At 40.5% G+C, this 26,327-nt stretch carries 26 protein-coding genes; 15 read left to right on the forward strand and 11 right to left on the reverse strand.

Annotated features, from left to right (window positions below):
* Positions 1–36: 36 nt before the first annotated feature.
* The 3 genes from C5749_RS05985 to C5749_RS05995 all read right to left on the reverse strand — a co-directional run bounded on the left by C5749_RS05985 (position 37) and on the right by C5749_RS05995 (position 2,470).
* Positions 37–948 carry a DUF4238 domain-containing protein gene (locus C5749_RS05985; RefSeq protein WP_105723922.1) on the reverse strand — a complete coding sequence of 304 codons (912 nt, stop codon included), beginning with the start codon at positions 946–948 and terminating at the stop codon, positions 37–39.
* A 15-nt stretch (positions 949–963) separates the two neighbouring features.
* On the reverse strand, positions 964–1,965 hold the full coding sequence (locus C5749_RS05990) for a PDDEXK nuclease domain-containing protein (protein ID WP_105723924.1): 1,002 nt from the start codon (positions 1,963–1,965) through the stop codon (positions 964–966).
* A gap of 184 nt (positions 1,966–2,149) precedes the next feature.
* Positions 2,150–2,470, reverse strand: coding sequence for a helix-turn-helix domain-containing protein (locus C5749_RS05995; protein WP_219847906.1), 321 nt, complete (start codon positions 2,468–2,470; stop codon positions 2,150–2,152).
* On the opposite strand from C5749_RS05995, the gene dinB reads away from it, so the two are divergent.
* Together dinB and C5749_RS06005 are read left to right on the forward strand one after the other, a co-directional pair.
* Positions 2,469–3,608: a DNA polymerase IV gene (gene dinB, locus C5749_RS06000; RefSeq protein ID WP_245893635.1), complete on the forward strand. Its 1,140-nt coding sequence runs from the start codon at positions 2,469–2,471 to the stop codon at positions 3,606–3,608. The two genes, C5749_RS05995 and dinB, sit on opposite strands and share 2 nt — an antisense overlap.
* A gap of 2 nt (positions 3,609–3,610) precedes the next feature.
* Positions 3,611–6,664 carry a DNA polymerase III subunit alpha gene (locus C5749_RS06005; protein ID WP_105723930.1) on the forward strand — a complete coding sequence of 1,018 codons (3,054 nt, stop codon included), beginning with the start codon at positions 3,611–3,613 and terminating at the stop codon, positions 6,662–6,664.
* 16 nt (positions 6,665–6,680) lie between these two features.
* On the opposite strand, the gene C5749_RS06010 is transcribed toward C5749_RS06005, so the two are convergent.
* Both C5749_RS06010 and C5749_RS06015 read right to left on the reverse strand, forming a co-directional pair.
* Positions 6,681–7,331 carry a hypothetical protein gene (locus C5749_RS06010; protein WP_105723932.1) on the reverse strand — a complete coding sequence of 217 codons (651 nt, stop codon included), beginning with the start codon at positions 7,329–7,331 and terminating at the stop codon, positions 6,681–6,683.
* Positions 7,332–7,426: 95 nt separating this feature from the next.
* A complete protein-coding gene (locus tag C5749_RS06015) occupies positions 7,427–7,849 on the reverse strand; it encodes a hypothetical protein (protein WP_105723934.1) in 423 nt (140 codons plus the stop codon).
* A gap of 311 nt (positions 7,850–8,160) precedes the next feature.
* Here C5749_RS06015 and C5749_RS06020 point away from each other — a divergent pair, with 311 nt between their 5' ends.
* The 4 genes from C5749_RS06020 to C5749_RS06035 all read left to right on the forward strand — a co-directional run bounded on the left by C5749_RS06020 (position 8,161) and on the right by C5749_RS06035 (position 10,900).
* Positions 8,161–8,394, forward strand: a complete 234-nt coding sequence (locus C5749_RS06020) for a DUF4177 domain-containing protein (RefSeq protein WP_105723936.1) — start codon at positions 8,161–8,163, stop codon at positions 8,392–8,394.
* Positions 8,391–8,678 (forward strand): membrane protein insertion efficiency factor YidD, encoded by a 288-nt coding sequence (yidD, locus tag C5749_RS19925; RefSeq protein WP_105723938.1) that lies wholly within the window; start codon positions 8,391–8,393, stop codon positions 8,676–8,678. The genes C5749_RS06020 and yidD overlap by 4 nt, the downstream gene beginning before the upstream one ends.
* Positions 8,679–8,943: 265 nt before the next feature.
* Positions 8,944–9,693, forward strand: coding sequence for a hypothetical protein (locus tag C5749_RS06030; protein WP_181151293.1), 750 nt, complete (start codon positions 8,944–8,946; stop codon positions 9,691–9,693).
* A gap of 112 nt (positions 9,694–9,805) precedes the next feature.
* Positions 9,806–10,900, forward strand: coding sequence for a YbjQ family protein (locus C5749_RS06035; RefSeq protein ID WP_105723942.1), 1,095 nt, complete (start codon positions 9,806–9,808; stop codon positions 10,898–10,900).
* A 64-nt stretch (positions 10,901–10,964) separates the two neighbouring features.
* Here C5749_RS06035 and C5749_RS06040 read toward each other — a convergent pair whose 3' ends face one another.
* Complete coding sequence (locus C5749_RS06040) at positions 10,965–12,869, reverse strand: DUF2075 domain-containing protein (RefSeq protein WP_105723944.1); 1,905 nt, start codon at positions 12,867–12,869, stop codon at positions 10,965–10,967.
* A complete protein-coding gene (locus C5749_RS06045) occupies positions 12,866–13,276 on the reverse strand; it encodes a nucleotide pyrophosphohydrolase (RefSeq protein WP_245893637.1) in 411 nt (136 codons plus the stop codon). The genes C5749_RS06040 and C5749_RS06045 overlap by 4 nt, the downstream gene beginning before the upstream one ends.
* 108 nt (positions 13,277–13,384) lie before the next feature.
* Between C5749_RS06045 and C5749_RS06050 the strand changes: the two genes are divergently transcribed.
* From C5749_RS06050 to C5749_RS06060, 3 genes are all read left to right on the forward strand, one after another.
* Positions 13,385–13,900, forward strand: a complete 516-nt coding sequence (locus C5749_RS06050) for a hypothetical protein (RefSeq protein ID WP_146113698.1) — start codon at positions 13,385–13,387, stop codon at positions 13,898–13,900.
* A gap of 304 nt (positions 13,901–14,204) precedes the next feature.
* Positions 14,205–14,795, forward strand: coding sequence for a hypothetical protein (locus C5749_RS06055; RefSeq protein WP_105723948.1), 591 nt, complete (start codon positions 14,205–14,207; stop codon positions 14,793–14,795).
* Between the two features lie 97 nt (positions 14,796–14,892).
* Positions 14,893–15,549: a hypothetical protein gene (locus C5749_RS06060; protein WP_105723950.1), complete on the forward strand. Its 657-nt coding sequence runs from the start codon at positions 14,893–14,895 to the stop codon at positions 15,547–15,549.
* A gap of 372 nt (positions 15,550–15,921) precedes the next feature.
* Here the strand turns inward: C5749_RS06060 and C5749_RS06065 are convergent, their stop codons facing one another.
* Entirely contained in the window at positions 15,922–17,250 is a 1,329-nt protein-coding gene (locus C5749_RS06065; RefSeq protein WP_105723952.1) for an ATP-binding protein, read from the reverse strand.
* Between the two features lie 1,468 nt (positions 17,251–18,718).
* On the opposite strand from C5749_RS06065, the gene C5749_RS06075 reads away from it, so the two are divergent.
* Genes C5749_RS06075 through C5749_RS06085 form a run of 3 tightly spaced genes read left to right on the forward strand, consistent with a single transcriptional unit; the run spans position 18,719 to position 20,156 of the window.
* Positions 18,719–19,243 (forward strand): hypothetical protein, encoded by a 525-nt coding sequence (locus C5749_RS06075; RefSeq protein WP_146113699.1) that lies wholly within the window; start codon positions 18,719–18,721, stop codon positions 19,241–19,243.
* 59 nt (positions 19,244–19,302) lie between these two features.
* On the forward strand, positions 19,303–19,734 hold the full coding sequence (locus tag C5749_RS06080) for a hypothetical protein (RefSeq protein ID WP_105723957.1): 432 nt from the start codon (positions 19,303–19,305) through the stop codon (positions 19,732–19,734).
* Between the two features lie 2 nt (positions 19,735–19,736).
* Positions 19,737–20,156, forward strand: coding sequence for a DUF1444 family protein (locus C5749_RS06085; RefSeq protein ID WP_281258056.1), 420 nt, complete (start codon positions 19,737–19,739; stop codon positions 20,154–20,156).
* Between the two features lie 90 nt (positions 20,157–20,246).
* Here C5749_RS06085 and C5749_RS06090 read toward each other — a convergent pair whose 3' ends face one another.
* Both C5749_RS06090 and C5749_RS06100 read right to left on the reverse strand, forming a co-directional pair.
* Positions 20,247–20,861, reverse strand: a complete 615-nt coding sequence (locus C5749_RS06090; protein WP_105723961.1) for an FMN-binding negative transcriptional regulator — start codon at positions 20,859–20,861, stop codon at positions 20,247–20,249.
* Positions 20,862–21,320: 459 nt separating this feature from the next.
* Complete coding sequence (locus tag C5749_RS06100) at positions 21,321–22,151, reverse strand: ATP-binding protein (RefSeq protein WP_105723965.1); 831 nt, start codon at positions 22,149–22,151, stop codon at positions 21,321–21,323.
* Positions 22,152–22,457: 306 nt separating this feature from the next.
* On the opposite strand from C5749_RS06100, the gene C5749_RS06105 reads away from it, so the two are divergent.
* The 3 genes from C5749_RS06105 (at position 22,458) to C5749_RS06120 (ending at position 25,093) form a co-directional block, all read left to right on the forward strand.
* A complete protein-coding gene (locus C5749_RS06105; RefSeq protein ID WP_105723967.1) occupies positions 22,458–23,129 on the forward strand; it encodes a carboxypeptidase-like regulatory domain-containing protein in 672 nt (223 codons plus the stop codon).
* Between the two features lie 66 nt (positions 23,130–23,195).
* Positions 23,196–24,272 carry an energy transducer TonB gene (locus C5749_RS06110; RefSeq protein ID WP_105723968.1) on the forward strand — a complete coding sequence of 359 codons (1,077 nt, stop codon included), beginning with the start codon at positions 23,196–23,198 and terminating at the stop codon, positions 24,270–24,272.
* Between the two features lie 239 nt (positions 24,273–24,511).
* The gene (locus C5749_RS06120; protein ID WP_105723970.1) at positions 24,512–25,093 is read left to right on the forward strand and encodes a hypothetical protein; all 582 of its coding nucleotides are present in this window, start codon (positions 24,512–24,514) and stop codon (positions 25,091–25,093) included.
* A 56-nt stretch (positions 25,094–25,149) separates the two neighbouring features.
* Here C5749_RS06120 and C5749_RS06125 read toward each other — a convergent pair whose 3' ends face one another.
* Positions 25,150–26,289 (reverse strand): MBL fold metallo-hydrolase, encoded by a 1,140-nt coding sequence (locus tag C5749_RS06125; RefSeq protein ID WP_245893638.1) that lies wholly within the window; start codon positions 26,287–26,289, stop codon positions 25,150–25,152.
* Between the last annotated feature and the right edge of the window lie 38 nt (positions 26,290–26,327).

The following is a 26,327-nucleotide window of genomic DNA, read 5'->3' on the forward strand; positions in this document are numbered from 1 at the left end:
AACTTTCTAGATTACTAAATATAAATTTAGTTTTATTTACGACAAGATTGTTACCAAAGCCTCCTTGCTCTTAGAAAAAATAAAATCAGGTTCCATATTAATTAATAATCTATTAAGATTCATTAATTCTTCCTTAGATAAAACTTCATGCTCCATCAACAAATTTTCCTCTGAAGTTGAAACTAACAGTGCTACTCTTGGATTTATCGGATAATAAAACTCTAACAATTCTGTAGCTTGGGTTGGGTTATTGAAATCTGTTTTTGTATTAATGATTGGTTGGTCTGTGGTAATAAAATCAATGTTGGTGGCATTCTTTAAAAGAGTTACCCTCAATTTATGTACTAAAGCCAAATTAGACGCTAATGTAATTGCAAATGTAACCGCGATGAATTTTAATGAACTTTCGGGCAGATGGTTTGCCAGACTCAATCCATTCATGGCCTTAGAATGCATTTGGTTTGTTCTGGTATATTGAATGCATAAATAAATTAAGGCTTTTACTTTCTCCTCCAAAGTATTAAAAAATGACAAGTCAGACAAATCATTTACAATTAGCAGTTTTTCACCGAACTTTTCAAATATTGAATGTAAATCCTCTAACGTATTTTTCTTTACAACATTTAACCTTTCTTCCTTATCGTAAATGCTTAATTTATCCAATGCTCTTTTAGCTCTCGAATAGATGAAAAATCTTTTTAATAAAGCTAGATTCGTATCTCTCGAATAATCATTACTCCACTCATTGATTAAATATGCTAATATAGACTCTTCATTTTCTGAAAATGCATCCACTTCATAGAAAAAACGTTGTTGAGCAATATTCTCTAAATTTGTTACCTTAACCTCGTTTGAGTTCTTATGAAGAAAATAAATCTGTTTTTCGTTATATGACCAGTTTTTTAAATATTGCTTCCAAACATAATGTTGCTTTTTCTTGACTTCCATACAAACTCCCTTCTCCTATTTTTCCTCGAAACTTTCTAGTTCTTTATTTACTTCCTCTAAAAGTTGCTGTTCTGTTGGCAAGTATAATTTGTATTGGCTTGCAATAATCTGTTTTTGATTTTCGGGCAGTGTGAATTTTACTACTGCGTCATTTTTATCAGCACAGAGCAAAATGCCAATGGTTGGTGTTTCGTGTGGCAGTTTTTCCATTCGGTCATAATAATTAACATACATTTGCAGCTGACCAATATCCTGGTGCGTTAGTTTATGCGTTTTGATCTCAATAATCACAAAACACTGGAGCAAGCGATTATAAAATACTAAATCCGCAAAAAATTCATCACCTTCGATATGGATTCTTTTCTGTCGTGCCACAAAGGAAAAACCATTTCCTAACTCCAATAAGAATTCTTGAAGGTGCGTTATTATAGCATTCTCCAAATCCTTTTCATAGTATGAAGTTTCTCTTTTTAATCCTAAAAACTCCAAATACATCGGGTCTTTGATAATCTCTTTAGCATCAGAGGGGAACTTCTCATTTTTAGCTACTGACAGAACATTTTCTTTATCATTGCTTACTAACAGGCGCTCGTATAGGTTACTGTAAATCTGCCTTTCTAATTGCCTCGATGTCCAATTATTTTTTATTGTTTCGGCTATATAGAAATCTCTTTGTTCTTCATTATCAACACTTAGTAGTAACTTGTACTGTGTCCAACTTAATTGCGTCCGCAGTGCGGACGCAATTGGAAATACACGATAAAACTGTCTGTATCGTTCTAATTGACGGGGAGAAAAACCACTACCAAATTCCGGTTGTAGTTGTTCGGAAAGTAATTTAATAAGGTAAGTTCCGTAATCGGCCCTCTCTTTCCCCTCTTGTTCTTCTTCAAAAATACGCTTCCCAATATGCCAATACATTAACGTTCGTTGATGGTCAACAGCACGGATAGCCTTTTCTTTTGATTGGACTATGATATTCTTGATATCCGTAATAATAGATTGATTTATAATCATGTTAATCGGCTTTACTTTACAAATCTATTTTTATAATCCCTTCAAAGTTATAAAAACGAAATCATTAAAACTAATTTTTTTAGCAAAAATATATTATGGTTATCCTCTTGCTTATATATGGATTCGATAGTGCCGTGAAAATGCCGACCAGGGATACTGTTCCTGGATTGGCAAATGATAAAACCTATACCCGATATAGATCCACCGAAATGATTTCATCGATGCTCAAGCCGTAGTACTTCGCTATCTTGACCAGCAGCGCTATCGGTGGCTCGGCCATGCCGTACTCGTATTTTGAGTAGCGGGTACGGGTGATACCGAGCTCATCGGCAAGCTGTTGCTGTGACCGCCCCCACTTCGCCCGCAGATACCTCATATTGTCAGCCAGATACAACATTGTTCTAATTTTGAACAACAAACATACTAATATTTTTAGTATTTTAGTGTAGCTTTGTATGAAATTTAATAGGGAGCGATATGAAATGGAACGCGCAATAGTACACATGGATCTGGACACATTTTTCGTGTCCTGCGAGCGCCTGAACAACGACAAGCTAAAGGGTATACCGGTAATCATCGGCGGTGGGGAACGCGGTGTGGTGGCCTCCTGTTCTTATGAAGCCCGCTACTATGGGGTGCGTTCGGCAATGCCCATTAAGATGGCGCTGCGCTTATGCCCGGAGGCCAAAGTAATGAAGGGCGATATGGAGCGGTATTCCAAACTTTCGCATACGGTAACGGAAATTATCGAGGAGAAGGCACCGATCGTGGAAAAGGCGAGTATTGATGAACATTATCTCGACATCACGGGCATGGATAAGTTTTTCGGAGCCTATAAATGGACCGGGGAGTTAGCGGCATCGGTTACGAAGCAGTCGGGGCTGCCGATCAGCTTTGCGCTGTCTGTAAACAAGACGGTGGCCAAGATCGGAACGGGCGAAGCCAAACCCATCGGCCAGAAGGAAATACCGCAGGCGCTGGTGAGGCCTTTTCTTGATCCATTGTCCATTAAAAAAATACCGATGGTGGGCAGTGCTACTTTTGAATTGCTGTCGCGCATCGGCATCCGGCGGATACGGACCTTGGCGGATATGCCTATGGAGGTATTGCAGCAGATGATCGGCAAGAATGGCACAGATCTCTGGAAAAAGGCCAATGGTATAGATTATACGCCGGTGGAACCGTATACGGAACGCAAGTCTATATCAACTGAACATACGTTCGGGCAAGATACAATCGATCTGACCAAACTGCGCAGCGTAATCAGCGGTATGGTGGAGAAACTTGCCTACCAGCTGCGCAGCGAGCAGTGGCTGACTTCGACAGTGGTGGTGAAGATCCGGTACTCGAATTTCGACACCGAGACCCGGCAGTGCCGCATCCCGTATACCTCGGCCGATCACACGCTATCGCACTGTGTGATGGGGCTGTTTGAGAAACTGTACAACAGGCGCATGCGCATCCGGCTGATCGGGGTGCGCCTAACGAATCTAGTGCGTGGTAGTCTGCAGATCAACATCTTTGAGGATACGCAGGAAATGGTGGCGCTCTACCAGGCGATGGACCGCATCAAGAACCGTTTTGGCGTGGACAAAGTGGGCCGGGCTTCGGGGTTCCGGAATGTAGCGAAGGAGGAACACTAGCGATGTATCTTAATTGTCACTCTTATCATAGCCTGCGGTATGGCACCTTATCGCTGGACAGCTTGATCCAACAGGCGCTTGCCTGTGGGGTACCTTCGCTGGCGCTGACAGACATCAACACTGTGACAGGTATCTATGATTTTGCCAAGGCCTGCCGGAAGGTAGGGATAAAGCCTATCGTGGGCATGGAAGTGCGGCAAGGGAATAGGTTACGCTATATCACGCTGGCGAAGTGCCGGGCGGGGATCGGTGAGATATGCCGGCTCATAACCGCGCACAACTGCGAGGGGACGGAATTGCCCAGCCATGCGCCTGCGTTTGAGGAGGTTATCACGGTATATCCGATGGCGAATGTACCGGAACAACTGCGGGATAACGAGTATATCGGTATTCGGCCCCATGAGCTGAATAGGTTGATCAGGCCGGAGTGGAAAAAATGGTTGCACCGGATGGTGATATGGTATCCGGTTACGGTGTCGGGCAAACTGGAGCACAACCTGCATCGGGTGCTCCGTGCGATTGACCAGAACGTGGTTCTCTCTAAACTGACAGAGGACGATTATTGCCGTACGGATGAGGTGATGCGGCCTTTTGAAGATATCGTGGCTGCTTATGGAGGCTATCCGCAACTGGTTTCCAATACGCGTGGGGTGATGGAACAGTGCAGTTTTGCGTTTGATTTTGGCACGCCGAAAAACAAAAGGCACTATACGGATAGCCAGGAGGGTGATATCAAGCTGCTCACGGGACTGGCCTACGCGGGTTTGAAAAAGCGTTATGGAGAGAAGAACCGGCCTGCGCGGGAACGGGTGGAGAAGGAACTGAAAGTGATCGATGAACTGGGCTTCAGCGGTTATTTCCTGATAACCTGGGATATTGTGCGCTACAGCAACAGCATGGGCTTTATGCATGTGGGGCGTGGCAGTGGTGCCAATAGTATTGTGGCGTATTGTCTGGGTATTACGGATATATGTCCGCTGGAACTGGATCTTTATTTTGAGCGTTTTCTGAACCTGAACCGGAAGACGCCGCCTGATTTTGATATCGACTGGAGCTGGCAGGAACGGGATGTGATATTGCAATATATCTTTGACCGCTACGGCAAAGACCATGTGGCTTTTTGCGGAACGAACGTGGAGTTTAAGTACCGTTCGATATTCCGGGAGGTGGGCAAGGTATTTGGCCTGCCCAAAGAGGAACTGGATGCGCTGGCTAAAAATCCGATGGAACAGCATGACGGCAACGCGGTGGTCAAGCTGGTACAGAAATATGGGATGTTGCTGGAGAAGTATCCCAATCAGCGGAGCATGCATGCCTGTGGCATATTGATCTCGGAAGAGCCGATAACCAACTACACGGCCTTGGAGATGCCTCCCAAGGGTTTTCCGATTGTGCAGTTTGACATGCATATCGCCGAGGATATTGGCTTTGAGAAATTCGACATCTTGAGCCAACGGGGGTTGGGAACGATCAACGACGCTGTTAAGCTCATCAGGAAGAATAGAGGCATCGCTGTCGATATACGGGATACGGCTATCTCCAAGGATGAGGCGCGCTGTAATGATTTCCTGAGCCGCGGGCAGACCATAGGCTGCTTTTATATCGAAAGCCCGGCTATGCGGGGGTTACTGCGGAGGCTCAAATGCGACAACTACCAAACATTGGTGGCGGCTTCTTCCATTATCCGGCCGGGGGTAGCGCAGAGTGGTATGATGAAGGAGTATATATTTCGGCATAATTACCCCGATCGCTTTGAATATTTCCACGAGGTATTCGAGGAGCATCTGGGGGATACGTATGGCATTATGGTGTATCAGGAGGATGTGATCAAGATCGCGATGCACTTTGGTGGGCTGTCGGCCGCTGATGGGGATATCCTGCGCCGTGCCATGAGCGGAAAGGGCCGGTCGCTCTCTGCCTTGCAGCGGGTGAAGGATAACTTTTTTGCGTCATGTGCGCGTCTGGGGCATTCGGAAGAGCTGAGCCGCGAGGTGTACCGGCAGATTGAGTCGTTCGCGGGTTACTCCTTCTGTAAGGCGCATTCGGCTTCTTACGCGGTAGAGAGCTATCAGAGTCTTTACCTGAAGGTGTATTATCCGCTGGAGTTTATGGTGGCGGCAATTAACAACGGAGGTGGTTTCTACCGTACGGAGGTGTATGTGCACGAGGCCAGGATGTCGGGCGCGACGATCCTACCGCCCTGTGTGAACAAGAGCGGCTACGAAACGGTCTTGGATGGCAGTGATCTATTTCTTGGGTTGATGCACCTGCAGGGTTTGGAGACGCGCCTAGTGCGGCTGATACCGGAGGAGCGGCAGCGAAACGGTGCCTTTGGTTCGCTGGAGGATTTTGTGCGGCGGATTCCAATGGGGATTGAAGGCGTACAGACCTTGATTTTTATCGGTGCTTTCCGCTTTACAGGGAAAGCGAAAAATGAACTATTGGTGCAGGCAAGGCTGCTGCTCGTAAATTTTAAACCGGAGCAGCGCATGCCGCTCTTGTTGCGCGAACCGGCCAAGGAGTGGTCGCTCCCGCAGCTGGAACGTTCTTACTTTGAGGATGCTTTTGATGAGATCGAGCTGCTGGGCTTTCCGGTTTCCTGTTCGCCTTTTGACCTGCTACAGACGGCTTTTCGGGGTGATGTAATGGCGGCTGACCTGGTGAACTGCCACAAGAAGCAGGTCAGAATGCTGGCTTATCTCATTGCGCGCAAGCATGTGCCGACAAAACGGGGGGTGATGTACTTTGGTACGTGGATCGATGTGAACGGCGGCTATTTTGATACGGCGCATTTCCCGGATTGCCTGGAGCGGTATCCTTTCAAAGGGGGCGGTTGCTACTTGCTGCTCGGCACGGTGGAGGTGGATTACCACTTCCCTACCCTCACGATCCACAAGATGGCCAAGCTGCCGTTTATCCCGGATCCGCGGTACAACCATGACCGCGACAGCCAGTACAAGATTCATCAGCAGATCCGTGAGGATGTGAGCATGACGCATCGCGCGCCTTATCCGCAGGCGCACGAGATCGGGCTGCCGAGACAGAGGTTGGGGTGACTTTTTTGTCTTATTTCTATACTTTATAGTTGTTTCCCCAAATCATTATTTTTGATAAATTTTGAGTTTTAAATTTGTCCGATAGCGTGTCTAGTTTGATGGAAAATTCTTTCAGTTCGTTAATCAGTTTTATAAAAGCTGTTTTTGTATCCTTGTAATCGAGTCTAATCTCTTCCTTAATTGTAATCGGATAAAATGTTTCAAATTCGTCCTTACAATAAATAATAATTTCACGACCTCTTCTTTTTATCAATGGCGATGGATGACCTTCAGATAGATAAAATTCCTCAAAATCCTCGAGCAGAATACTTTTCCATATTTGAATTTCTTCTAAAAGTCCGCAACATTGAGGAAATAATTCTATCGTTCCATCTTTAGAAATTGCATATCCACCAAAAAGAGAAATTGATTCGTTTATATCCGTGTCTCCAATATGCAGTTTTATTACTCGCTCTAAGTCTTCGAGAGAAATATCAAAAAGTTTATATTGATAAACGTCTTTGCGTATTGGTTCAGGGAAATTTGTGTAATTTTTTTCAATTTCACTTTTTCGGTAATTGTACCAATCATCTGCGTTGCTTAAACTAGTTCCGCTAAGAATAGTATCACTTTCCTTACCTTTTTTTGTTGCAGGTTCAATAAGAGGAATAAATTCTATTTGGTTCATTTATTGCGGTGTGTCTGTAAATATAAGCCTGTGTAGTCTATCGTCTCTTTAATCTGGCCTTGCTCCATATATCGAATTTTGAGGTGCTATATTATCTACTCTCCTACCTTTCTTACTGTCAATACAGAATCAAGGCGAGCATTTATATAAAAAACATCTTCAGAGAGTATCTTAGCACCAAATGCATTATTCGCCCTATATTTATGAGTTATTCGAAAACCCTGTCGATCCTTCAGTATCTCTTGTTGCTGCGCCATTATACTTTTTCTCTTTTCCATATCCATGCTTTTATCAAAATCTCGTTGTAGATTGGCATATTCAACTCCTGTCCCAATCATACTTATTGACGTCATAGAGTCTAAGCTTCCGAACGCTACCGCTTCATAACTCTCAGGATCGTTGGCATGTTTATCAATGTAGTTTTTGATGAGGGTTTTAGCTTTTTCCTCATTAGATGGATTTCCACACGAATATACCGCTAGAAGTGCATATATCGCTAAATAAATTATTCGTTTCATGGTTTATATAGTTTAAAGTCGAAAAGTTAATTATCATTGATAAGTTACGATTTTTTTATCAACAGACAATCTTTTTAATTATATCTGGTTTTCAATTTGCTCTAAGTTAACTTGTTCCCACACAGGTTCCTTGGTAGCGACATGTTCTCCTCCATTCTTTTCGGGCGAATTTTATATACTGTCCATAGACTTATAAATATTGTAATAAAACTCGAAAAACGTTGCTTTTATTCGGTTTATTACCTAGTTTTAGAAAACGTAACAGTAAATTACTGTTTGGATAAATTTTAAACCTAATCAAAATTAATATTATGGAATACAAGGTAGTACCATTTGTCGCATTGATAGATCACAAAAGCGGCACCTCTGATCATGTTGCCGAACAGTTAGAAAAACTAATAAACCAAGGTGCAAAAGAAGGCTGGAACTATGTAAGACTGGAAAGTGTAACTACCCAGGTGAGCCCTGACACTGGTTGCTTCGGATTTGGCGGAAGGCCTGCCTACACGACAACAAGACAAATGGTAGTATTTTCTAGATCATGAGACTAATCTTATTGAGCGCTATCAAGCTCTACTGGTTTATCATACCTCCGGAAAAAAGGCGAAAGTGCATCTTCAAACATAGCTGCTCTAAATTCGTCTTCGACGTGACTAAGAAAGATGGCTTCACGGCTGGAAAAAAGGCTCTGGTTTTCCGCCTGCGGAACTGTAATGCTCACTTTGATATAATCACCGATTATGAAAGTGGGCTGAGAAAGATGTACCTAAAAAGCGGACTGGCGGTAAATGAGTCTGAAATCGCTGAAAGGCTATTGCGGTCGAGGTAAAGTTTGGTTAGCTTTTACCTTGTGTAACCTTACATGATAACAATCTCCTTTTGAGGTATGATAGCCAACAAGAGGTGTCTGGCGGTATTGGAAATAAAATAACAGCTGCGATGCCCTGCGTAGAGTTTTCTTGTGTTATGATAGACACAATATTTGTGGTCACTGGTTTACGTACTTTGCGAATGCCCCGCGTAACATTATTGTCTACTTTTAATGGACCCAATAGCGGTTTCCCGTAAAAGAATGCTCAAAGTGATCTTTAATTTTGGAAAATATTATTATTGAGACAATGAAGCATACGTTTTTAATTACAATTATTATCCTATTTAGTTTTTTTGGATGCAATCCTAAAAAAGAATATCCATATTATGAAATCATCCAAGAAAATATAACGGAATCTGGTTCCAAGATAAAATACGAGGCTAAAGCAGTATTGAAACCAAATCAAAATCTTGACAAACCGCAAATGGAAGAGCTCTTGAAACATATTTATGATTCGGTAACAACCAGAACTCCAGCACGACCGAACGTCGTAAACATCTTCCTATTCACCAGTAAAGAGCACATGGAGAGTGACATGGGCCAATGGGTTGGCCGTATTAGTAAAGCAAAAAATGATAACACTCCCAATCTTCAAATTCAATTCCTTAATAGCGTTAATGAGAATCCAATAATTGAAACAAGCGATTCGACACAGGATGGTATAGCTCTTGAGCAGAAACAAAAGATATGGGAACAACTTATTCTGGCAGAAGATCAAGCTGAAGAACTAGCAGAAAAAAAACATCCGATAACACTCAAGGATACCGGCGGAAAAACTGCTGAAGAAATTGATCTACTCCGAGAAAGAGCACGGCGGAATATGGATTTAAATCGCGAATATGAAAAGAAATTGAACGATAAATATCGACGAGACATCATACAAAAATTCGAAATAGATGAAAGCACATTAGAAATCATTATCCAAGAAGGGTTAAATAAGAATTGGCCGTTTCCGAAAAAGAGCCGGGGATAATAACACCAGACCTCATTGATTTATATAACCGACAGTATAAATTCATTAGCATTGAAAAACAATACGCTCAGTAATAAATCAATGCACAACAAAATAATTAACACAATAAATTATGACGAATCGAAAAGACGTATTAGTGGTCACTACACCTTCAATAGATGGTGTAAAAATAAAAAGCTATATTAAACCTGTATCTGCCCATATCGTAGCAGGCACAAATCTTTTTAGTGATTTTTTGGGCAGTCTAACAGACGTATTCGGTGGACGTTCCCAAACTTATCAAAAACAGCTTACATCATTGTATAACGAAGCCATTGAGCGAGTAAAACAAGCAGCCTTGCAGCTTGGGGCAAACTGTGTGGTAGGACTTAAAATTGATATGGACGAAATTTCCGGTAAGAATAAATCTATGTTTATGATCACCGCTGTCGGTACCGCCGTGATACTCGATAAACAGCTTGACGATAAGCCTGTAATTCCAGAATCCGACGAAACACTTGATAATGTTGGGATGGAAAAGATAAACGTTTTGCGAAAGAAAAAAGAAATCATTGAAAAAGCTGAAAGGGGTGATTTAAAATTCAATGACGATGTTTGGAGTTTTATAACGGCTTATCAAATTAAAGAAGTTTTACCTCACCTCTTGAAGAAATATCGAGATGTAATCACAAACGAACCGAGTTTTCCGGGAAGTACAGAAAAATTTCACAATTCATTTGTAAGGTATATAGAAGCTTTACCAGACGAAATTAAATTAGATTTCTTATATACAGGAGTAGCGGAACAAGACGGACAGATTGCCCTTAAGTTCTCCGAAATAATAAAAGAACTAAATCTTTTTGACTTTGAGCGAAATCTAAAGTTGCTAAAAAATGAAGATTTCGTGGTTCAAAAACGCGGCATCTACATAGCCACTTATGATAAACCGTCTTATAATAAGAAAGACGTCCAGAACCTACACGATCTCAGAAGCCTTATCCAATTGACATTTAAAGAAAGAGGAATCCATGCGGTGAAAAAAACATTTTTATCATCGAAAGAGAAAGAAATCTGGAACTGTGAGTGCGGTAGAGTTAACGATACGGATACGTTTTGTAATGGTTGTGGTCGAGATATCTTTGGGTTTAAACAACATGAATTAGACGCTAGAACAGCCGATGACTATATTAGACAGAAAATAGACTTAATTACCGAATATTTAGGGTAATTATTGTTGACTTAATCGAGTCAGCAGCTACAAGATGGGGCTGGCAGAGTAATTACGGTTTGTATCACCTCCTCACCCTACTCCGAAAATACCGCTCGGTCTCCTTATCCATAAAGTACACATAGCAGGCTTTCATACCACGTCCCAATAATACGCGGTATGTATTTTTTACCAACTGCACGAAATCCTCACTCCCCTTCACCTGCCCATCGTGCGAATTTTCAGGAAATCCCTCCCATTCCCCGGTATCGGGGTTATATTTAAGATCGTTGCCAAAAATGACACCGGCATAGTCAAACTCAAATCCTTGTGCTGTATACACGCAGCCTACCTGATCGATACCTGCTTCATCGTATGCCCAGTACTGCGATTTAGGAATACCACGGCGCATACCTTTGGTGTTCTCGTCCGCATTCCACGGGCGGATATAATCGCCCACGACAACATCTTTGTGCAATTCTCCATCGGCATCTGCCTGTTTGGTCCATGGCCAACAGAACCCTGCCATCACCCGGCCGGTATAACCTTCTTCGACCTTCTCCCGGATGGCCTGCTCCAACGCATGTGGGCTGTCCATGATACGGAACTCGAAGGCGTCCTCCTGCCGCCACTCGGTAGTAGCGGTCTGCCGGATATGAAGCGTATGATCTATCCACTGGCTGTATTTCTCTGATCCGCCGTTACGGAACTGCGATTCCAAATCATATTCATACACGGTACAGCCCATCTTTTCGGCTTGCGCACGGATAAAGCTGGAAGAACCGATCTCGCCTTTTCGCACGGCTTGATAATCGTCGATAAAGAAGACGCATATGCGGCCGGCGTGGAGTAAGTCTTCCACTTGTAGCCTGCCCGTTGATTTGGCATAGCGTACCTGCGTTTTCTCGCGAATACGATGTGCTTCATCCATGAGCAGGACATCAATAGCATTGGGTGTTGCACCACCGTAAGACAAGAAGTACTTGAGGAGGCTAGCGGAATCCTTGCCCAATATCTTGCGCAGCGTCTCGGTAAATGATCTGGAGCCTGTGGCATAGTGGGTGTTGATATCAAGCGCAGTGAGATCAGCCAATAGCTGCAGCCCTACGACGGATTTTCCGGTGCCTGCACCTCCTTTGACGATGATGGCATATTTATCCTGCTTTTTGACTTTTCGGGCGAGCGACATGACCGTATCGTACACGATAAGCTGTTCGTCCAGCAGGATATAGTCGCCTTTGGCCTTTGCCCTGCCAAATAGTTGTAGCTCGCCGTTAAGCTTTTGCTTGATCACATCGGATACCTGCTTGAGCAGTTTCTTCGATGGCCGCAGTTTGCTGTGTTCGACTTCGTCGAGGATGGTCATCCCCTCGCCTGCCCCGACACGGTTGTGTATAAATGCGGAAAGTTCGTCACGGTCGTCTGCTCCATACACCGGAAACCGGTCGATAGCTTCTTGGAAACGGTTATCGAGCAATGTCTGATCGGTGGAGATGCTGTAGTTGTGCAGGTAGCTACAGGCGGATAATTGAATAGGTTTCGTTTCTTGATAAAAAGCGCTATTGTTCTCTTTGAGGTAGTATAGATAGTTGCCGACCTGTATACTAGGATGCAATACTTGCCGGTTGCCGCCGCCGACCCAGGTCAATACGTAATCGCTGTCGTAATCGGTAAAGTTGCATTTTTCCCATTGCTTGAGTTCGATGATAACGGCCTGTTTTTGGTGCTGCTCGTCATGCCCATAGATGACCACATCGATCCGCTTGGCGCTGAGTGGAAGTTTATACTCGACCATGATGCCTTGTTCGCTCAGGTTCTGGCGTTCGAGGATATCGGACAGGCGGAACAGCGAGTTGCGCCAGGACATGACTTCGTTTTGGGAGGGATTGTACCCAAACTGCTGCAGGAATTGCTCGCGGAGTAAGTCGGCAAGCTTGTTTTGGATATTTAGTTGTATAAACTCGGTTGCTGACCCAGCGTATAGCTTCATAGTTCGTTGTATTTTTTGGCTGTTCCTTTGGCTTTATCGACGGGATATTTCTCGTTGTTGCGCTTGATCTTGTCTTCGATGATCTGCTGGATGTCGAGGTTATGCTTATCCGCAAGTAGTAGTGCGTACATCAGCACATCCGCCAGTTCTTCTTTCAGCTTTTCGGAATCGGCTTCTTCGTTGCCTTTCCAGAGGAATAGTTCCAATAGCTCGGATGCTTCTATACTAAGGGCTACGGCGAGGTCTTTGGAATTGTGGAACTGCTGCCAGTCGCGGGCATCGCGGAAGTTCCTGATCTGCTGCAAGAGTTGTTCGATATCTGTCATGGTGTGCTTCAAAAACGGCTTGATGGCTAAATTTACGAATTTTATACGGAAGACGATAACGAAAAACAAATCATAAAACACATTATTTATCTTTGGTTTTACTGAACCGACCTTTCAATATGGGGGGAAGACATATCGATCACGGTTATACTTTAGAAAATAATAAGGATGAATATAAATATTGTAAACATGAAAATATATCAAAAACTCCTTTTAGTGTTCGTATTCCTATACTTATCGAATCCTATTGCAGCACAAACGGACGCAGAGAAAATAAAAAAGGTCGAAAATGACTTCAATTTTCTATTATACTTCAAAAGAGAATATGAACGGTATGACGCCGCCTTAGAATACCCCAACATACCTCAGACTAGAAGAGATTCGCTGCAGGTAAAAAAAGATTCATGGTATAACAAGTACGTGCAAAAAGCAAAGTCGATCCGTGAAAATGCCGATTTCTATTTACCGGTAATAAATGAAGCGATCAAGAACGGCCGCGTGGAATCTGATCAACCCGAAAGAGTTTTGTACAATCATGTGAATACATTGCTGCCTTTCGACGGTGAACTCAACTCTGTAAGCAGATTAGAGCTCCATAAGCTCGTAAAGCAATACATTATCGAAGCGGACACGTTATTGCCGGCAAAAACTGAAGCCTACCGAAAAGTAGGACACGATGTGGGGTCTTATAAACTAATTCGGTAATAAACTGATCTGCATGGGAAAAGCAAAGTGCATTAAATGGGAAGATATGAAAGATGCTGAATTCAACAAAAATATGCAGCAGATTCGCCTCTATTCAAAACAAGGGGAACGAATTAAAATTTGCAAGTAACCATCCGTATATAGTACAGCGTATTCTGGACAGATCTTTATTCTGATCTTTAATAAAGAACTTTGTTTTTATTGCCTCGCGTATAGTAGAGAAATGGAGCCGTAATAATAAGCCGATAAATGGATAAGATATATGATCAAATTTTTCCTATATTAGTTACTTACAACTATAACCATGAAAAAGCTTATTCTCATTCTAATCGTGTTTACGGCAACACATTCATTTGCCCAAAGAGCGAAAAATGTGTTCCCATGGAAATCCACGCCTGTTACAATCAATAAAAGTAGAGACACTTCGTTGCGAGTGATCATAGTTGACAAAGAGAAACAGGTGCCGCAGCCCGCCTATTTTGTTAATGATAGATTTGTACAACATCTTGGTTTTATCAACCCTAAACAAATAGAAAATATAAACGTAGTTAAAAGAGATACCATCATCGGAACGCAAACATATGCAGGTCAAATCCATATAAAGACTAAAGCGAACTATACTCCTAAATTTATTTCCTTAGCAGAGCTGAAAGATAAATATACAAGCTTTAAAGACATGCCTGTGGTATTCATGCTGGACGCTGATATAATTAATTCTGATGAAGAAAGTTTTTTTGTAGATGAAAATAACCTGTTAACGATAATCGTTGACAAACTGAAAACCAATAAAGACAATGTCGAGATAGGGTTTATAAAATTATTGACAAAATCCAAAGAGAACATTGATAAAAGAAATAACATTATGATCCGTGGTGAAGGAATAGCGGCGAAATAAAAACACACATTTACTTTATAAGCCAGCTTATTAAAAGATTGAGCGAAAATTGGTGCGCCAAGGAAATAGTTGATGGTAATTTTTTTAAGTAACGACAATGGCGGATTGGTATAGGCGAAAAACTTGGACTAAAACAGATGAAGAAGAATATTTCGTCAAGCTTGGTCGCGCAAGAAAGAACGGAAGACCTCAATATTTAAGAGTACAAGCAGTCGAACTTATTAAAACTGAAGATATAAATTTATTATCGGTAGCGGAGACGCTTTTATACAAAATTCTGACAGACTATCCAGACAATAGGATTGAAAAAAGTCAAACCTATAACTCATTAGGAGAGATATATAGGTTTAAAAGAGACTATGAAACTGCATTAATGTATTTTCAGAAGTCACTTGACTTTGAAAGAGAATTTCCTAATATTATTACTAACGCTTACTTAAACTTCTCTGAAACAGTTGTTCTTGCAGAGAGAACCGACTTGTATGGTTCAGTTGAGAAATTATTGACAGAAAAAATAGATCACGACACTTTAAAGTTTCCGGCTCAAAACTATATCATGTATTCTGTTATGGCGATAATTTTTGAGTTTAAAGGTAACTTGGAGCAAGCGAAAGCATTTAAAGATCTAGCTGATAAAAATGCTACGACAGAGACAAATTCACTCTGGGATCCGCAAAAGAAAAAATATGGAATTGTAAAAGAAAGGAAAAAATGGTTAGACAAACTTATTGGACGGAATAAAAATCGCGGTTAAGGATAATTTTAAAAAAATGGCAAAATACGACAATGCTAAAAAAACCATTATACAGAAAGGTGAATACAAGAGCAAGAGGTGTTCATCATAAGTTGCTTAATCTTGATCGCAATACAAAAGACACCTTAGATGTAAAAAACTTAATGCCGTTATAAATCCATTTACAAAATCATTGTATATATCCACTGTCTCTGGCAATATCATTATAATCTAAAACTTCAATCAATTTTCCATTGCGATATAACTCAACCAGTAGGCTGCCGTCATTTTTTGAAACAGAATCACCAACTTGAAATTTTGGTTCCCACGAACGTTCAATAGCTTACCGCCATATTGCCCAACTTTTGCCCCACTATTGTACTTTTTGCCCCACTATTGCCCCACTACCTTATAGGAAATACTTGAACCAGAAGTACCAGTTTTGATTAGAATTTTGAATTTACTAGATAACTCTGTTAATTCAGTCGTCGCTGTTCTTTTGGATATACTATTCAACGTCTGATAGTCACTATTCGTGATTTTTCCTTTCTCTTTAGCAAACAACACCGCTTTCACTTGCCGGCCGTTCAATCCAAGAGAATCAAGATACTCCGTATTATAAATATCCTTCTTGAATATAACCCAAAAATCCGATCCCTCCACAAGATAACTTGGCTCGGGAAGACCAGCGGCTACACACAATTCCGTCATTTTGCTGATACCACGTCCCCAAGACTCCACATAACCACTACGGAAAAAAGAGTTGGCTATATCTGGATTATACGGCCTGGATGAATGGCTCTTTAATAAATTACGCACCGTCCAGTTTTCCGGGAGATGCCCCTCATTCCAAATCATAAGCTTATCAGGATATACCCGAATCTGGATGGGAGTTGATCCCGAATAATCTTTATGTGCGATGGCATTTAACAATGCCTCCCGAACAGCCTCCTTGGGGTATTCATATGTTTCATTACGATGGATCCCATCGTAACTGATCATCGCCTTAATATATTTGGTAAACAATAGATCGATAGTCCCTTCAACCTGTTCAAACAAATTTCCATGAACTTCATCCTGAAATATAAGATCTGCTTCACGCTCAAAATACCCAATCTTCACATAAGCCCCCGTTACATACTTTTCCGGATCTGGATGAAACAACAAAACAGCAGCTCGTTTTAAATAACCATTCTCAACCAGCTTCAAGTTTTCAAGCAGATGCTCGTCACTATCTGTTAAATTATCTTCAGACAAGCGTTTATTTTTGAAGCCACGGTTACGAAAAAAAACAAATGTTTCCTTCTTCAGATCATTAACTGATACGCGGGGAACAGCCGCACCATCCCAACGGACACCTTTCTTCTGTAGTAGAAATTTATCCAGCGCTACGCTCTTCAGCTCTTGTTTCGTGCTACCACTTCTGTAGTGATATTGCCCTTTATAATTAACAGCGTTAGGATAAGGCTCTACGATAATTTCTAAGTAATCCCCCTCAACAGTCTCGTACATATTGACGTCAACCAAAATACCCAATACATCGCGTACCTTATTCGGAATATCCTCCAACAGCTTTTTAGCGGCAGCTAGTCCAACCGTCTTACCTGCATCGTCCTTACCGATGAAAATAGTACCTCCATTCGCATTTGCAAACCCGCATATCCATTTCAGATATTCGTCTCTCCAGCTCTGTTTGTATTCTATATTTTGAGATTCTGCCATTGTTAATTCGTATGGAGCAAGTTATATATAAGTTGGTCTTGTTTCAAAGATAAATAATTTTCTAGCTTGTGGCAAATCTGGCGGGTATTAAGGAATTTACTCTCCTGTAGATGGTGATCTAGTTAGCCTTCCAACATGCTTTCAAGAAGGTGGGGGCTATAAATATTTTTTTTCATAATTGTTTACTACCGTTTAAACGACCTATCAGACCGTCAACGTGGAACTACTGCCAGTCGCGGGCATCGCGAAAGTTCCTGATCTGCTGCAAGAGTTGTTCAATATCTGTCATGCTGTGCTTCAAAAACGGCTTGATGGCTAAATTTATGAATTTTGTGGGAGTTTCATTTACTCTTTCTTTATACCAGGTTCGCTACTTATTCGCAAGTTGTTCGAAAGACTACCGGCATTTTACCGGGAAAGTACCGAGGATTTACCGTGTTGCGTACGGTAAATTCTCGGTAAACACTCGGTAAATCCCCGTTGAATGGGCGAACAAAGTGTGAACAGTGTGCGAATACGATTTAAGTAATGTTCGAAAAAAGGACGACCTGATAAATTAATTGTAATGGTAGCTGGAAGCGTAGTCGATATGTCCTCATGGATCTTCATCGTATTTTGTCATTTTCCACTAATGTGCTATAATATTTTTCTTTATTTTCCATCATTGTACTTTTTCTGAACGGCTATCATCATATGCGGACTTAACGATTAGTTAATCCCTGATGTATAAATTCATCTTTGAGTTGTTTGGGTGGGTGACGATATGAGAAAAAATAAACAGACTCTTTAGACAATTACAAAAGATTTTATACTTTTATTAAGTAAAGCTAATTATACAAGAAGCTACTGACTAATGATATAATCACGATACTTTACCAAATTAACATGACACCAAAAGAAAAACTGACTTCCTTGCTAGACAATAAATATGTTTCTGAAGATGGAGAAGAATATCAAGTTAAACTTTTAGAAGGTTTGCGGATTTAAGAAAAAAATTAAACAAAACGGGGTTTGCATGGGGAAAGTTCGGCCCGAATATAGAAAATGTGAAAAGACATGGATCTGAACTAATTTGGGCAATCGAAAAACCAGAAAAGAAAAAATGGGGTTTATCAAAACTATTTGGAAAATAAGATTGCAGCCAATAGGCTCTCCGCTTAATAATATTCAACACAATTCATGGTTTTAGACATATTCTTTATAGTAGGCATCGCTTTACTATCGGTAACTGCGATAGACGTGTTGGGTGCTATTAATAGGTTTCTTCTTGGCTATTATAATCGGTGCAATGGGTTATACAATAGCTTAATTCGTGCTCGATATTAAAAATGAAAGAACAGTTAAGGATAACATGTGATGGAGAATATCAACTGACTACTAAACAATGAAAATTCATAAATTAATAATGTCATTAACATTGTTGACGATGGCATCATGCGCTACAAACAAATTTACATTTCAAAAAAAAATGTTTAACAGATTGAGCGAACTTGACATCAAGACCGTAATTGAAGAAGAAAAAGAAAGGAACTCTAAAGATATTACACCCGTTCATCTGATAGGAATAGATGAAGGAATTTATCCGAATAAAAACAGATATATTTTAGCGACACCCAGGACTTATGAAAATAAAGACAAGTCAAGTTTCAAACTTGAAACACAATATTTTTATGGAGTAAATGACAGCTTGGTAAAAGTGATCCTATACCAATGGGATTTAGCATACAAAAACGATGTTGATTTTTTTGAAGATGAAACCTATACGCGGATGTTCAATGAATTTCAATCTAAGTTTGATGACTTAGCTATCAAATTAACAAAGGAATTTGGCCAACCTGTTTTAAAAAATCTAGAACAGAATACGATCATCGGTGACACCTTCAGAGACGATTTAAAATTTCAAAGAATCGATGGACTTCATGCTTATCTGTTTATGTTTGGAAATAACAGTAATGGCTACAGACAAATACGGCTCGCAATTTATAAAGAATAACACAGCATTAACTATCATAAAAAAGTATATTAGAGGTATATTATATTTTAAAAAAACCAATGAATCAAATAATTATTAGTCTAATAGTCACATCCACGTTGTGGCTAGTATCCTGCCAAACTGATCAAAACCAACTAAGTAAGAAGGAGTTTACGCAGAGATATAAGGATTCACTAATGCAAAGGGAACCCGATGCTAATTATGAGATACAAGAAGATCTAAAAATAAAAGTAAGCGAAGGCAAACACGATATGGCAATCTATCTGGATAACGCCTATCGTGCCTACACACTCCAACCCGACTCGCTCACTTCAATATTTTCGGATTACTTAAATTCGTCGATAAGTACATTGACCAAGACGGAATTAATAAGTAAAAGCTCAATAGTACCGGTGATAAAGCCCTTTAAATATCTTGATGACATTAAATCGTTAGATCATGGCAATACAAGCCTCGATTCGCTGATCTATTACGAATCAATGATGATCTGATTATAGTATATGCAGAAGACACAGAGCTTAATATTCGATATCTTCAGAAGCATATATTAGACAGCCTGAATATTGGTTTAGATACGCTTCGAAATTTTGCTTTTAATAATCTTCGCAGAATATTGCCCGATGTCGAGATTATAAATCTTGACGGCAAATTCGGTGTTATGGCAGGAGGTGTTTACGATGCGAGTCTGATTCTTTCTAAATCTATGTGGAATAGCGAAAATTTTAGCGTTGACGGTGATATTGTAATAGCGGTACCTACACGTGATATGGTGTATGTAACTGGCAGTAAGAACAGACAAGAGATTAATAAGCTTAAGTCGCTTGCTTTGAAAGATTTTGAGAATGAAAACTATCAGGTATCCCCCTATCTCTTTAGATACAACGGAACAGCTTTCGAACGTTTCAGGGATTAGCAGGATGACTGACGTAGTGTGTAAAACGTGAAATCAGCCATGTACTTTTGTCGGAACATTCATCGTGCTAAGAATTTGCTGATATCGCTATTATTTCTTTGAATAGCGAGACATATACTCTGCTAATAACGAATCGCCAGGAACTTGACTTTCTTTAAGACTACCAATGATAGTGTCTATTTCCTCTTGGGTCTTGTTTTGGCTTAGCTTGGCCTTGCCCTGTATATCGGTGACATCTATCTCAAATGTGACAATACCATTTAGCATTTTGCTTTTGAAATCATCGGATAGCTTCAACCACTTTTCATAATACTCGCGTTCATACTTGATCATGGTGCGATTCATGACCTCCGAAATTTGATTAGCATCGTGAAGTATTGACACATTCCCATAGATATGGACGGCCACGTAGTTCCACGTCGGCACTGTTTCTTCTTTCAAATAGTTGACAGTTGAAATGTAAGCGTGGGGTTCGGTGAAGATAACAAGCACTTCCTGTCCTTCAATTTCTTTCCATTGGCTGTTGGCAATTGCTATATGCGTATGAAGCTTTAATTGATCAGGATCGTTGTTTGAAAGAATAGGGATATGGGTGCCTATTATCCGACTGCTGTCTCTACTAATCAATATACCGAAACTAAATCGATCAATAAATGCGAGGATTTCTGCAGTTTCCTCCAATCTGTTGGATTTTGGTACGTACATAACAGTTACTGGATATAATGTTGATATTCCCCCCTCTGCTGGACATACTATCCCCCCTATCGAGGGTTCTTTCTGTCCAACTGATGACCTGACAATATTACTTCTTTTTTCTTACACTTTTGCCTTTTTAGCTCAAAGGATATATCTCATATATAGTCTTTATTGATAAACAGCATATTCCTCTAGGAACTGTCTCCCTCTTTGTGTCGCATTTTCTTCATACCATTGGCGAGGGTGATTATCGAAGTTAACAGTGATGGCATTCGGCACTGCAACAGTGACCTATTCGCTGGCCTCAATGCTAAGGGCGAGGTCTTTGGAATTGTGGAACTGCTGCCAGTCGCGGGAATCGCGAAAGTTTCTGATCTGCCGCAAGAGTTGTTCGATATCTGTCATGGTGTGCTTCGAAAACGGCTTGATGGCTAAATTTACGGATTTTGTGGGAGTATTAGTCTATGCTCATTTTTTTGAGAGCTCAGCTTTTAGTGTCTCAGTCAAGTAATAACCGCCAGTTTGTGTTGCCTCACCGCGAAACTCGATAAGTCCTCCTTTACGAAGCTGTTGCATATAACGTTCAAGTGTTCGGTGACTACCAAGGTTCGTATCCGCGGTATAATCTGCAATATTTTTTCCCTCGTCATTCAAAATAGCTTTAACGAGTACGGTCAGTTTTCGTTTCAATGCTTTCGATACACCGTCAATTGCACCGTCAATTTGCTGCGTCTTATATTCCTTATCAATAAATTGCACCTGAAATTGTAACCCACCACGCTCGAACCATTTGAATTCGATTTCGGGATAGTCCTTAAGTTCCCCTGCAATTAGTTTGAGACCATTTCCCCACTGGTCGATCAGGCCAACCTTCTTGAAAACCGGCGCAATTACCTTGTTACGGATGTCAGACTGCCGGGCTTCGAGCTCATCAAAGTCAATTGATGGTAATAACTTTCCTGGGCTTGTAATTTCAATCATATCATCGAAGATAGCCACCTTAATATCCCTTCCGGTAAGAGCATAATCGCGGTGCACAACGGCATTCCGAATCGCCTCACGAACTGCTATCACAGGGTACTGCCAGCGGCTATTGGTATACACCCCCTCAACCACGGCCGATTTGTTTATGTGTCGTAAAATGAAATCGTACGCTTGTTCCGCCTGCGCAGCGAGATTGCCTTCGATCGTCTTTTGGTCTATAAACACACTGGTATCCGTCCCTTTAAATCGGGCACATTCGATTTTGGCATAAGGAAAGTAGGTTCTGCGGAAATCCCCTTCCGAAAATAAAATCATGGCATTTGTAGGCACCAAGTTTCCTTGATGTAGTTTTACCAGCTCATATCCTGCTCTTTTCTTTCGTAGAGAGCAAGTTATATGTGCAAGTTGGTCTTAGTTTCAAAGATATATAATTTCCCGTCTTGCGGCAAATCGAGTATTAATTTATGCAAAATTTTCGGGTACTATACGCCTGAAAAATCAAAACGCGGGTTTGCTGTACCCGTGCAGTGAATGAAAAATATTGTATTATAAAAGATTTTTGGTAGTTTTATTCTACAAAGTACAGTTATCTGTAAAATAACTAAAGCGACTGACTAATTTATGTCTATAACAACTCCAAAACCCTGCACTGAGAAATGGGATAACATGTCTCCTACTGAACGAGGACGGCATTGTTCTGTCTGTCAAACGGAAGTAGTCGATTTTACGGATTGGAAAACAGACGATATCATAAGATATATCCAAAATACCAACAAAAAGATCTGTGGAAGAATACACAGGACACCTAAACACAATACACGTTTTTCGAATGGGTTTTGGAAGAGCAAAAGTTATATAAGAGTAGCTGCCAGTTTAATTCTTTCAACCGCAATAGGTATCAAATCTACACAGGCAACATTCAAGGACAACGAAAGAATTCTCGACATTAATTACGTAATACAGATTGACTCTATAACTATCAAGGGGGTTGTCACAGATCAACAGAATAACCCTTTGGTAGACGTCCCAATCTCCATGGAGAAGCAATATCTTGCCTCTACAGATGCTAACGGAAATTTTACATTAAAACTTTCAAAAGAAAACAAAGAAGAAATTTCGCTATTATTTCAATACATTGGCTATAAAAGCAATATAGTAAGGATAAAGCTGAAGAAAGAGATGATTCGACCGCTTAAAGTGATATTAGACGAGGATATCGTTTACATAGGTGAAGTTATCGTTAAACGACCTAATATCTGGCAACGATTTATTCAATCTTTAAAAAAGATATGAACTACTGTAAAACGCTTTGGACATGCTTATCAACCAACAAAAACCATCTTCACATAATTGACAGTTATGAATTATTTAGGAAACATATTTTTAAAAGCTAATAGTAGCCATATCCATTTAGCAATAACAACCTTCTTATTATTATATGGATTTTTCCCAATAAAGGCACAAGAAAAAGCAATCTTGGTAGGCGATTGGATAAAAGTAGGTGTGACCTATTTAGACGGTATGGAAATAGAAGAATCGCACCCGCTGAAATATGCATTCTTAAAATACAGTTTCAAACCAAAAAACAAGGCTGCCATAATTACTGATTATACCCATGCAGGAAACTTCAATTCTTATGAGGATAGAAACGGGACAATAGAGATTTCTACCAATTTTAACACCAAAATAACATTAGGAATTATCCGTCTTACTTCGGATAGCTTAATTGTCGTCCAACCGGGAACTCTAGGAGCAACAGATCCAAGTTCGCTATTGATAACATTAATTAGATACGAACATTTACAAAATACATCGGAATGGAACGGAAAGGATTTGGTAGGTATTTCCAAAACTGACACGGTTTACAAAACCAGTGGAAAGATCCATCCTACTTTTTCTAACCCCTATGGACTACGCCATGCTTTCCAGACTGCGATGCCATCTTATAGCAAGTATATATCAGGCTTTTCCCAAGATTATGGAGAGCTGTTTTTGGCAACTTTTGTTGTTCGTAAATCTGGCTCCATCGATAATATAAAAATCTTGCAAGGTATGGATGATAAATTTAACAAGGAATTTATTAAAACCTGTAGTAAAATGGCAAAGAATTGGACCCCGGCTTATTACCATGGAGAGCCTGTTGACGCTCAAGTCACCCTGGAAATAGATTTCAATTTTATGGACAAGTTTTTAACAGATGAACGATATACTAGATACGCTGCGAAGCGGATTGAGGAAGGTGATATTTATGGCGCTATAACGTACTTTGACAGGATAATCGCCAAAAATCCTAGAAATGAAATAGCTTTGATAAATCGCGGTTACTGTTATCTCATGTTGAACGATCAAGAGTCTGCCTGCCAGGATTTCAGAATACTTCGAAATCTCGGATTTGATTCTGGAAAGTCCTTGTTAGAAAAGCACTGCAAATTATAGTATTAAATGGAATAGGGAATGTTTGGAAACACTAAAAAATAATCATACCGGAAGGTAAATACTAGAGCGAGAGGTGTCCATCATAACTTTGGCGACTTTAAATATTCGAAGGATAAAGAAGGTGAAACTCCGGAACAGATTAGGGGTACTATGTTTGGCAAAAAAGATCGCGGCCTCGACTATACTCCGCTATTTAGATTTTTGTTATCAATGGGAAATCTGTCAAAACTGAATATAAATTGAAACGATACCAATATAATGATCTGACAATTGAAATACTTGATGAGCAAGATTATAGATTCGGGCCGGCAGGTAATTATTTCTCTTACAAGAAACAATATTTCGGTATTGATGCACAAGAATATCCGACTTCAAAACACGGCATCAAGGTTTGGCGAGACGACCAAGTAATTGATAGTTGTATCATAATTGGCTCCGGTGGCACTACAGGTGTTCATCAAAATTCTTCGCTACTTGACGACGAGCATTTACTACTTTGCTGTTGCGACACCATATTTTGTCTTACACTGCCATGTCTAAAGTTAGAATGGAAGACACAGGCCGACCCAGCCACATGTTTTCAGGTATTTAAATTACAAGATGACTATGCTGTTCACGGTGAATTTCAAATAGTTAGGATTGATAAAAAGGGAAAAATAAAATGGGAGTTTGGTGCTGCAGATATTTTTGTCTCGGTAGACTATAAGGAAGAATTTAAAATCGAAAATGACGGAATTTTACTTACGGATTTTTCTAATACGAAATATAAAATTGATTTTGATGGAAGACTAATTTGGGATACTTACGGCAGTTATAACTAATCTCAAATGTTAAAATAATGTGCTAAATCTTTAACATTCTTTTCCATATGATAACTTCAATCGAGGTTTTCCCACCATTTGGTAAACGTTTGCTCCGTGTCGTTCAAGTATACGATGTCGCCTATTCTGGGTGTGATCAATGTCGTTTTATGCGCTTCTTCATTTAACGCAGTAACACTTGTCAAAGGTTCGTCCCAAGGGTGGTAGCCCAATTTGAATTTGGATGAATGTATCGGCAACAATCGCTTTGTCTGTAAGTCCTTTGCGGCTTTCAATACTTCATCTGGCAATAAATGGATCTCCCTCCAGGCTGGATTGTACTGACCGTTGTCCAAAAGGGCTAGATCGAATCCACCAAACTGTTTCCCAATCTCGGCAAAATGCGTATCGTAGCCACTATCACCACCTAGATACAATTTCAAATCTGGTGTCTGCAAAATGTAAGAAAGCCAAAGCGTACTATTACTCTTCATGCCTCTGCCGGAAAAATGCCGTGCTGGCGCAGTGTGGACTGTAAGATCATCTCTGATCAAAATACGTTCGCTCCAATCTTTTTCGATTAATCGCGCAGGATCAAACTTCCAATATTCAAAATGCTCGCCCACTCCCAGACCACATATAACCTGCTTTATTTTGGGTTTTAATTTTTTAATAGTTTCGTAATCGAGGTGGTCGTAATGATCGTGTGTGATGAGGAGATAGTCAATATCGGGCATATCGTTAGCCGAATAAATATCTGTTCCAATGAACGACTTATTTGAACCTGGAATAGGCGAAGCATTTCCACTGAAAACAGGGTCTACCAGGAACCGGGTACCATTGAGCTGGATGAAGTAGGACGAATGACCGAACCAGATCAATACATTCTCGCTGACCGGCAAGCTTTTCAAATCGGTCTTTAAAGATGGGATTTCGTCTATCGGTTTGGTCCGAGGAAATTTTCGGAAAATAAAATCAAAGGTCACTTTGGTTATCGAATATCCCTCGCTGACCATAGGCGTATAGTGTGTGTTTTGAAATTTCCCGTCTCTGTACTGGGGCGATTGTTTTATCCGTTCCAATCGTTTTCCGCTTGGTGCTTTCCCGAATTTAGGATGTTGCATATAGGCAAGGACAGCTACAGTCGATATACCTATAAAAATGAGTATCCCTATCATTACATTTTTCAATATTTTAAAAAGCTTCTCCCTTCTCATACTTTTGCCTCATTACACTTTGATTATGCAAATATACT

This window comes from Sphingobacterium gobiense, assembly GCF_002980575.1.
GTDB lineage: Bacteria > Bacteroidota > Bacteroidia > Sphingobacteriales > Sphingobacteriaceae > Sphingobacterium > Sphingobacterium gobiense.

Coding starts and splice junctions, on each gene's coding strand:
- yidD (WP_105723938.1), top strand. CDS start 8,391: ATGAGACTAATCTTATTGAGCGCTATCAAGCTCTACTGGTTTATCATA.
- dinB (WP_245893635.1), top strand. CDS start 2,469: ATGGATCTGGACACATTTTTCGTGTCCTGCGAGCGCCTGAACAACGAC.
- C5749_RS05990 (WP_105723924.1), bottom strand. CDS start 1,965: ATGATTATAAATCAATCTATTATTACGGATATCAAGAATATCATAGTC.
- C5749_RS06080 (WP_105723957.1), top strand. CDS start 19,303: ATGAATCAAATAATTATTAGTCTAATAGTCACATCCACGTTGTGGCTA.
- C5749_RS06090 (WP_105723961.1), bottom strand. CDS start 20,861: ATGTACGTACCAAAATCCAACAGATTGGAGGAAACTGCAGAAATCCTC.
- C5749_RS06020 (WP_105723936.1), top strand. CDS start 8,161: ATGGAATACAAGGTAGTACCATTTGTCGCATTGATAGATCACAAAAGC.
- C5749_RS06055 (WP_105723948.1), top strand. CDS start 14,205: ATGAAAAAGCTTATTCTCATTCTAATCGTGTTTACGGCAACACATTCA.
- C5749_RS06075 (WP_146113699.1), top strand. CDS start 18,719: ATGTTTAACAGATTGAGCGAACTTGACATCAAGACCGTAATTGAAGAA.
- C5749_RS06125 (WP_245893638.1), bottom strand. CDS start 26,289: ATGAGAAGGGAGAAGCTTTTTAAAATATTGAAAAATGTAATGATAGGG.
- C5749_RS06110 (WP_105723968.1), top strand. CDS start 23,196: ATGAATTATTTAGGAAACATATTTTTAAAAGCTAATAGTAGCCATATC.
- C5749_RS06100 (WP_105723965.1), bottom strand. CDS start 22,151: ATGATTTTATTTTCGGAAGGGGATTTCCGCAGAACCTACTTTCCTTAT.
- C5749_RS06060 (WP_105723950.1), top strand. CDS start 14,893: ATGGCGGATTGGTATAGGCGAAAAACTTGGACTAAAACAGATGAAGAA.
- C5749_RS06040 (WP_105723944.1), bottom strand. CDS start 12,869: ATGAAGCTATACGCTGGGTCAGCAACCGAGTTTATACAACTAAATATC.
- C5749_RS06010 (WP_105723932.1), bottom strand. CDS start 7,331: ATGAACCAAATAGAATTTATTCCTCTTATTGAACCTGCAACAAAAAAA.
- C5749_RS05985 (WP_105723922.1), bottom strand. CDS start 948: ATGGAAGTCAAGAAAAAGCAACATTATGTTTGGAAGCAATATTTAAAA.
- C5749_RS06035 (WP_105723942.1), top strand. CDS start 9,806: ATGACGAATCGAAAAGACGTATTAGTGGTCACTACACCTTCAATAGAT.
- C5749_RS06050 (WP_146113698.1), top strand. CDS start 13,385: ATGAAAATATATCAAAAACTCCTTTTAGTGTTCGTATTCCTATACTTA.
- C5749_RS06105 (WP_105723967.1), top strand. CDS start 22,458: ATGTCTATAACAACTCCAAAACCCTGCACTGAGAAATGGGATAACATG.
- C5749_RS05995 (WP_219847906.1), bottom strand. CDS start 2,470: ATGTGTACTATTGCGCGTTCCATTTCATATCGCTCCCTATTAAATTTC.
- C5749_RS06005 (WP_105723930.1), top strand. CDS start 3,611: ATGTATCTTAATTGTCACTCTTATCATAGCCTGCGGTATGGCACCTTA.
- C5749_RS06065 (WP_105723952.1), bottom strand. CDS start 17,250: ATGGCAGAATCTCAAAATATAGAATACAAACAGAGCTGGAGAGACGAA.
- C5749_RS06015 (WP_105723934.1), bottom strand. CDS start 7,849: ATGAAACGAATAATTTATTTAGCGATATATGCACTTCTAGCGGTATAT.